At 61.1% G+C, this 3,390-nt stretch carries 3 protein-coding genes; 1 reads left to right on the top strand and 2 read right to left on the bottom strand.

The genetic code is table 11. The features are described from left to right. Positions 1-1,593 (top strand): PEP/pyruvate-binding domain-containing protein (locus EOA29_RS29665; RefSeq protein ID WP_210213182.1); only part of this gene is annotated, 1,593 nt, incomplete at its 5' end. Between the two features lie 161 nt (positions 1,594-1,754). Here EOA29_RS29665 and EOA29_RS29660 read toward each other — a convergent pair. Together EOA29_RS29660 and sctT are read right to left on the bottom strand one after the other, a co-directional pair. Next, complete coding sequence (locus EOA29_RS29660) at positions 1,755-2,567, bottom strand: DUF1445 domain-containing protein (RefSeq protein WP_127221993.1); 813 nt, start codon at positions 2,565-2,567, stop codon at positions 1,755-1,757. Positions 2,568-2,729: 162 nt separating this feature from the next. Beyond that, positions 2,730-3,390: type III secretion system export apparatus subunit SctT (sctT, locus tag EOA29_RS29655; protein WP_127221992.1), on the bottom strand; the 661-nt coding region annotated here is incomplete at its 5' end.

Raw genomic sequence — 3,390 nt, 5'->3', positions numbered from 1 at the left:
CGCATCAGACCCGAGGCGAACGAAGCGAAGATCGTATACTCGATCGGCGCGAAGACGGCCGCCGAAAGACCGATCACGCCCGATATTCTAGGCTTCAAGGCCCACAACCTTGCCCGCATGGCGGCGTTCGGCCTTAACGTGCCTCCTGCTTTCGTCATCGGCACCGGCTTTTGCGCGCACCGCGATGACGTCACGCCGGAGATCTGGGGCGACGCGCTGACGACACTCGAGCACGCGTCGGACTTGAGATTGGGAGATTCGAGACGCCCGCTTCTGCTGTCGGTGCGTTCCGGCGCACCTGTGTCGATGCCCGGCATGATGGAAACATTGCTCAATATCGGGCTGACCGAAGCGACGCTTCCCGGCTTCGTTCGCCTGACCGGGCACCCGAGGCTTGCATGGGATGCCTACCGCCGCCTTATCGCCGGTTTCGGCGAGGTGGTAGCCGGCGTGGATGCACAGCATTTCGAGGCCGATCTCGACGCCGTGCGGAACGGCGAAGAACGCAGCCTCGATTTTGTGGCCTTGCGCGATGTGGCAGGTCGACATCTGCAAACATTTGCGAAAGAAGCCGGACATCCGTTTCCGCAGGACGCCAAACAGCAGCTCACCGAGGCGATCGGCGCGGTCTTTCGCTCCTGGTCCAGCGACAAGGCCGTGACCTACCGCAACCTTCACGGCTTGAGCCACGATATGGGCACGGCCGTCACTGTGCAACGCATGGTGTTCGGCAATGCCGGCGGCCTCTCTGGCGCCGGCGTCGGATTCACACGCAACCCCAGCACTGGCGCGCAGAGCCCATGGGTCGATTTCCTGTTCAACGCGCAGGGCGAGGATGTCGTGAGCGGGCGTCGCACAGCCCAAGGACATGACGAGCTCGCTGCCGTCGCACCTTCCCTGTGGGACGAGCTCGTGCAGGTGGCAAACGCCCTTGAGCGACATTTCGGCGACATGCAGGACTTCGAATTCACGATCGAGGACGGCGTGTTGTTCATGCTCCAGACCCGCAACGGCAAGCGCACGCCGCGCGCGGCGGCTCAGATTGCGCTGGATATGCTGGATCAAGGTCTGATCGACGCCGAAACGGCTCGCCTGCGCACAAACGGTCTTGATGCGAGCTCGCTTTCGCTCAGCACGATCTCGACGGAAGACGGAAAGTCACTGTCGCCGATCGCAACCGCCGCTTCGGCCGCGACCGGCGTCGCGAGCGGTGAGATTGCCTTCGAGGAGGATGTCGCGCGCCGACGCAAGCAGGCAGGCGCGCAGGTTATCCTCGTGCGCCGCGACGCGGAGACGCGCGATATCGCGGCACTCGAACTGGCCGATGGCCTTCTGACCCAGCATGGAGCGCGAACGTCGCACGCGGCCGTCGTCGCGCGCCAGCTAGGCAAGGTTTGCCTGGTCGGATGCGAGACCATGATGATCGATGAAGCGGCCAGATGCCTCATCATCGGCGGCGTGAGCTATTCCGAAGGAACCATCCTCACGCTCGACGGCAACAGCGGCAACATCTATGCAGGTGCGGCAAGTGTCAGCAAGAATGTTCCCGAGGAGTTGCTGGCGAGGCTCAACCAGCTGCGCAATCCAAACTGAAGGCTGAGCGCAAAGCGCGGCGCCTGAATCCGTTTCGTAGCGACACGCTTTAAGGGTGGCCGGCCGAGACCTGTATAGAGCGTTTCGAGCGCCTCCAGATGGAGGGAGTCAGATCCACATCACGGGCCAGCCGGTCCGCACGACCGCATCAGGCACACTTGTCACCCATGGAAAGCTCGTGCGTCCACGTCCGTGACCAGCATGTGCCCCGGCGACACGGTGACTGAGATCGCCAGTTTTGCGCGAGCGAGGGCATCCTGGGCAGTGACGCTGCTGGCCCAAAACACGGGAACCTCTCCGTCCACCAGCTCGACCGCATCGCCCCAGTCTGGAGCCGTCATGTCGTATATTCCGATGATCGAAGGCTCCCCGACATGGATGGGAGAGCCGTGAGTATGCGGGAAGCGTGCCGTGAGTGCTCGAACCTTGTCGACGTCGCAGGACCTTACGGGACGCATCGAGACGACCGTCTGGCCAGCGAACGGTCCGGCGCGGCAAGTCTCGATCCTGGTTCGGAACTTGGGCATGGCCTTGCCGTAACCGACGCGACGGAGTTTCACGCCCTTTTCGGCCAGTGCGGCCTCGACGGTAAGCGAACTGCCGAAGGCGAAGGCGGCAAAATCATCCTGCCAAAGATCGATGATGTCCGTCCTCTGGCCGGTCAGTTCCCCGAAGCGATAGACGTTATACTGAGGGGCATCGGTGCGAATATCGATATCGCCCAGCGCCGGGATCAGCGGACTGCCGGCGCGGCTCAGGCCCACCAATGGACAGGCCTTTGGGTTGTGGACGCAGAACTGGTGAAAATCGCTGGCAAAAGCGCGGGGCAGTATCACGACATTGACCTGGAGCTTGCCACGCGCAAGTCCACCTGTATGCCCCTCATAGGCGCCCGTTCTGACAAGTCTGCGCAGCCTGTTCGCGTCGAAACGCCGCAAATCCTCGTAGACTGGTGAAATGGTCTGGCGAGCCATGGCTTCCGATAAATACCAACATTTCAGAGACGCGTCGGGAGGATGCAAGATCGTTGGCGGCTCGGCCGCTTGTCAAATTATGATAATCTTTCCCAGGTGATAAAACGTATTTATTGGTCGGCCAACATTGTCTTATATTATAAATATCTAATCCGCTTTCTGTTATTCACAGGTGCGGCAGCCGATCGCTTCTATTTGTCGGTCCGCCTCGCGCAGGAAGCCAATATCCCGATCCATATAGAAGAGCAAAAAACTCGAATAGAGCACGAAGACGAGGCCGAACACGCCGGTCTTCACCACCAGCGAAAGCGCGAAAACATTGAGGTGTGGCGAGGCCCGCGCCAGGAACGCGAGAACAATGTCGGACAACAGCATGCTGATGATCAGCGGGAAGACAAGGGTCAATGCCATCACCAGAATGCGGTTCAGCAAACCGAGGAATATCCCGGCGGCGTCCTTGCTGAAGATCGGCAGAAGCCGGTCGATCGGCCAAATCCCGTAGCTGTCGTAAAGACTGGTCAAGGAAAGCTGCAGGCCGCCGGCGGCGAGGTAGATCGTGACCATGATGACGGCGAGCAAGGTGCCGGTGGCGCTCGTCTCGTGGGTCATCATCGGATCGATCAGCGTCCCCATCGTGGACCCGCGCTGAAGGTCCAGGATGTCGCCGGCAGCCTCGGCCGCCCAGAAGGGGATGCCCATCGCCAGCCCGAGCGTTACCCCGATCACCACCTCCTTCAGGATATAGACGGCGATCATCGTGGTGGCGATGTCAGCATTTGTCAGCTTGCTCACGATCGTCGGAAAGACCGGGACCGCCAGCGCC

Origin of the sequence: Mesorhizobium sp. M1E.F.Ca.ET.063.01.1.1, from assembly GCF_003998155.1 — a bacterium.
Taxonomy (GTDB): domain Bacteria; phylum Pseudomonadota; class Alphaproteobacteria; order Rhizobiales; family Rhizobiaceae; genus Mesorhizobium.
This window is presented reverse-complemented; position numbering and strand designations above follow the sequence as displayed.

Bases quoted from the DNA above. Each gene is read 5' to 3' on its own strand.
- EOA29_RS29660 (WP_127221993.1), bottom strand. From the start codon at position 2,567: ATGGCTCGCCAGACCATTTCACCAGTCTACGAGGATTTGCGGCGTTTC.